We start from the raw sequence: 4,007 nt of genomic DNA on the forward strand, positions 1-4,007 counted from the left end.
AGCGGGGGGCGGGCGGCGACCCGTGCGGGCCGCCGCCCGCCCTGGGGGTCCATGGCGCGGATGGCCGCCCGCCGCCTCCTCCTCGCCGTCCCCGTGCTGCTGGTGGTGACCTTCGGCGTCTTCGCCACCGCCGACGCCTCCCCCTTCGACCCCGTCCGGGCCTACACCGGCACGGCGGGGCTCACCGCCTCCCAGGAGAACCTCGACCAGATCCGGGCCAACCTCGGCGCCGACCAGCCCCTGGTCAGCCGCTGGTGGCAGTGGCTGACCGGGGCGCTCACCGGCGACCTCGGCGACTCCACCGTGATGCGCCAGCCCGTCGCCGACGTCATCACCGAACGCCTCGGCTGGTCGGTGCTGCTCGCCACCAGCGCCTTCGCCCTCGCCATCGTGCTGGGCACCGCGCTCGGGGTGCTCGCCGGGCGCCGCCGCGGCGGCTGGCTCGACCGCTCGGTCAGCGCCGTCGCCTACACCCTGGAGGCCGCGCCCGCGTTCTGGCTGGGCCTCCTCGCCATCTGGCTCTTCGCGCTCAAGCTCGGCGTCCTGCCCTCCGGCGGCCTCACCGACACCGGCAGCGACGTGGTCACCTTCGGCCAGGTCGCCAGCCATCTCGTGCTGCCCGCCGCCGTCCTCGGCATCTCCCAGACGCCCTGGTTCTTCCTCTATGTCCGCCATGGCGTCGCCGACGCGCTGGAGGAGGACGCCGTACGCGGCGCCCGCGCCCGCGGGCTGAGCGAACGGACCGTGCTGCTCGGCCACGCCCTGCGCTCGGGCATGCTGCCCATGCTCACCCTCGTCGGCTCCCGCGTGCCCGAGCTGATCACCGGAGCGCTGCTGGTGGAGACCGTCTTCAGCTGGCCCGGGATCGCCGCCGCCACGGTGGAGGCCGCGACCTCCGCCGACTTCGCGCTGCTCGCCGCGCTGACCGTGCTGGCGACCGCCGCCGTCCTCGCCGGAAACCTCCTCTCCGACCTGCTGTACGGACTGGCCGACCCGAGAGTGGGCTTCGATGGCTGACCCGCTGACCCAGGCGACCACGGACCCCCGCACGGGAACGGCCGGGCCCGTCTGGCGCTCCCACGGGCGCACCCGCCGCTCCACCCGCACCGTCCGGCTGACCGTCTCCGCCGTCCTCACCGCCGCCGTCGTCCTCGCCGTCCTGATCGTGCCGCCGCTCGTCCAGCTCGACGAGACCGCCGTCGACCTCTCCCAGAAGCTCCAGCCGCCGTCCTGGGTACACCCCTTCGGCACCGATGACGTCGGACGCGACCTGCTGCTCCGCTGTGTCTACGGACTGCGGATCTCCCTGCTGGTGGGGCTGGTCGCGGCCCTCGTCGCCACCGTCGTCGGCACCCTCGTCGGCGCGGCGGCCGCCGCCTTCGGCGGCTGGGCCGACCGGATCGTGATGCGGCTGGTGGACACCTTCTCCTCCGTGCCGCACCTGCTGCTCGGCATCTTCGTCGTGGCCATGTTCCGGCCCGGGGTCTGGCCGGTGATCGCCTCCGTCGCGCTCACCCACTGGCTCTCCACCGCCCGGATCGTCCGCTCCGAGGTGCTCTCGCTGCGCTCCCGCCCCTATGTCGACGCGGCCATCTCCGGCGGCGCCGGGCGGTGGCGGGTCACCGTCCGGCATCTGCTGCCCGGTGTCCTGCCCCAGGCCGGACTCGCCGCCGTGCTGATGGTGCCGCACGCCATGTGGCACGAGTCGGCGCTCTCCTTCCTCGGCCTGGGCCTGCCCACCCACCAGGCCAGCCTCGGCAACCTGGTGCAGAGCGCCCGGGGCTCGCTGCTCGCCGGGGACTGGTGGCCCACCCTCTTCCCGGGTCTCTTCCTGATCGTCCCCACGCTCGCCATCGCCGGACTCGCGGGTGTGTGGCGGGAGCGGCTCAACCCGCGCCGGAAATCGGAGCTGATGCTGTGAGCGCCGTCCATCCCGCCACCTCCGCGACCTCCCCCTCCCTGCCCGTGGCCGGTCCCGTGCTGGCCGTGCGCGATCTCTCCGTACGGTTCCGGATGCGCGGCGGACGTCAGGTCGCCGCCGTCACCGCCGCCAGCTTCGACCTGGCGGCGGGGGAGTGCCTGGCGCTCGTCGGCGAGAGCGGCTGCGGCAAGTCCGTCCTCGCCTCCGCCCTGCTCGGACTGCTCCCCGGCAACGCCCAGACCTCCGGCACCGCGACCGTCGCCGGGGTCGAACTCCTCGGCGCCGACGAACGCGTCCTCGCCCGTACGGTACGGGGGCGCCGCGTCGGCCTCGTACCGCAGAGCCCCGCCGCGCACCTCACCCCCGTACGGACCGTCGGCGCCCAGATCGAGGAGACCCTCAGGGAACTGGTGGGCACACCCCGGCGGGAACGGCGCGCCGCCACCGTCGCGGCCGCCGAACGCGCCGCCTTCCCCGCCGACCACCTCGACCGCTACCCCCATGAGCTCTCCGGCGGCCTCGCCCAGCGCGCCGCCACCGCGCTCGCGCTCATCGGCGACGCGCCGCTCCTCCTCGCCGACGAGCCCACCACCGGGCTCGACCGCGACCTCGTGCACCGCACGGTCGACGAACTGCGCCACCACATCAACGGCGCCGACGGTGGCGTGGGCGCCGCCGACGGACGGGCCCTGCTGATGATCACCCACGATCTGGCGGCCGCCCGGCGGATCGCCGACCGCGTCGCCGTGATGTACGCGGGCCGGATCGTCGAGATCGCCACCGCCGACGCCTTCTTCGGCGAACCCGGGCCGCGCCACCCCTACGCCCGGGGGCTGCTCGCCGCCCTCCCCGAACGCGACTTCACCCCCATCCCCGGAATGCCACCGGAACTCGACGCCCTCCCCGACGGCTGCGCCTTCGCCGCCCGCTGCGCCCACGCCACCGCCCGCTGCGCCACCCTGCCCGCGCTAGGCCCTGTCCGGGCGATCTTGTCGGGCCCGCGACGACAGCTACGGCACCTCGCTGCGTTGTCGGAATCGCCCGAGTACACCCAGTACGAGGACGACCCTCCGCCTTGCGATGCACCGCATCTGACGCCGCGGGCTGATCCTCGAAGACCACCCGGACAGGACCTAACCGGGGGCGTCGCCTGCCACCACCCCCGCCCGTCCGCCGATGACTGAGCACGCGCGGCGCGGCGGCGGTACGGAGCCGGGGAGCCGCGCCCCCGCCCGGCGGTGGCCCCCGCGGCCCGGCCCGTGCCGTCCATCCCCCCGCGCACGCCAGGAGAGCCACCGTGCTTGAACTCGACTCGATCACCGCGGGATACGACCGCTCCGCGCCGGTCGTCCGCGGTGTCTCGCTGACCATCACCCCCGGTGAGGCCGTCGGGCTCCTCGGCCCCAGCGGCTGCGGCAAGTCGACCCTCGCCAAGGTCGCCGCGCTGCTGCACCGCCCCTACGGCGGGCGGGTCGTCCTCGACGGCGCGACCGTACGGGGCTGGCGCCACCGCGCGCCCCGGGACCAGCGCACCGCCATCGGCGTCGTCTTCCAGCAGCCGAGGCTCTCCGCCGACCCCCGGCTCAGCCTGCGCGATCTGATCGCCGAGCCACTGCGCGCCACCGGCCGCCGGGAGGAGGCTCCCGCCCGGGTGGGTGAACTCGCGGCCCGGGTCGGCCTCGGGGACGACCTCCTCACCCGGCGCCCGCACGAGGTCAGCGACGGCCAGCTCCAGCGCGCCTGTCTCGCACGGGCCCTGGTGCTGCGGCCGCGCTGGCTGGTCTGCGACGAGATGACGGCGATGCTGGACGCCTCCACGACGGCGGCGCTGGTGGCGGTGGTGGAGGAGTACCGGCGGGCGTCGGGCGCGGGACTGCTCGCCGTGGGCCATGACACGGTCCTGCTCGACCGCTGGTGCGACCGCACCCTCCACTGGCCCACCTGACGGGCCCGGTCCCACCCGCCGCGCGCCCGCGAGCTGGTCCGCGCGGGTGGTTCCGTGGGCGCCACCCGTGCCCTACCTTTCTCCGCGAGCCACCACAGTGACGCCTTCGCGTCCGCTCACCTCACGCGGCCGCGTGAGGTG

At 75.1% G+C, this 4,007-nt stretch carries 4 protein-coding genes; all 4 read left to right on the forward strand.

Annotated elements, in window-relative coordinates:
- The first annotated feature begins 51 nt into the window (after positions 1-51).
- The 4 genes from ACFVIM_RS33600 (at position 52) to ACFVIM_RS33615 (ending at position 3,866) form a co-directional block, all read left to right on the forward strand.
- Positions 52-1,017, forward strand: coding sequence for an ABC transporter permease (locus ACFVIM_RS33600; RefSeq protein ID WP_384309722.1), 966 nt, complete (start codon positions 52-54; stop codon positions 1,015-1,017).
- Positions 1,010-1,921, forward strand: coding sequence for an ABC transporter permease (locus ACFVIM_RS33605; RefSeq protein WP_384309717.1), 912 nt, complete (start codon positions 1,010-1,012; stop codon positions 1,919-1,921). Before ACFVIM_RS33600 ends, ACFVIM_RS33605 begins: the two co-directional genes overlap by 8 nt.
- Before the next feature lie 92 nt (positions 1,922-2,013).
- The gene (locus tag ACFVIM_RS33610; RefSeq protein ID WP_384309725.1) at positions 2,014-3,105 is read left to right on the forward strand and encodes an ABC transporter ATP-binding protein; all 1,092 of its coding nucleotides are present in this window, start codon (positions 2,014-2,016) and stop codon (positions 3,103-3,105) included.
- Positions 3,106-3,218: 113 nt separating this feature from the next.
- Positions 3,219-3,866, forward strand: coding sequence for an ABC transporter ATP-binding protein (locus ACFVIM_RS33615; protein ID WP_384309720.1), 648 nt, complete (start codon positions 3,219-3,221; stop codon positions 3,864-3,866).
- The last annotated feature ends 141 nt before the right edge of the window (positions 3,867-4,007 follow it).

It is taken from the genome of Streptomyces sp. NPDC057638, from assembly GCF_042800315.1.
Lineage (GTDB): Bacteria > Actinomycetota > Actinomycetes > Streptomycetales > Streptomycetaceae > Streptomyces.

Bases quoted from the DNA above. Each gene is read 5' to 3' on its own strand.
- ACFVIM_RS33600 (WP_384309722.1), top strand. From the start codon at position 52: ATGGCGCGGATGGCCGCCCGCCGCCTCCTCCTCGCCGTCCCCGTGCTG.
- ACFVIM_RS33610 (WP_384309725.1), top strand. From the start codon at position 2,014: ATGCGCGGCGGACGTCAGGTCGCCGCCGTCACCGCCGCCAGCTTCGAC.
- ACFVIM_RS33605 (WP_384309717.1), top strand. From the start codon at position 1,010: ATGGCTGACCCGCTGACCCAGGCGACCACGGACCCCCGCACGGGAACG.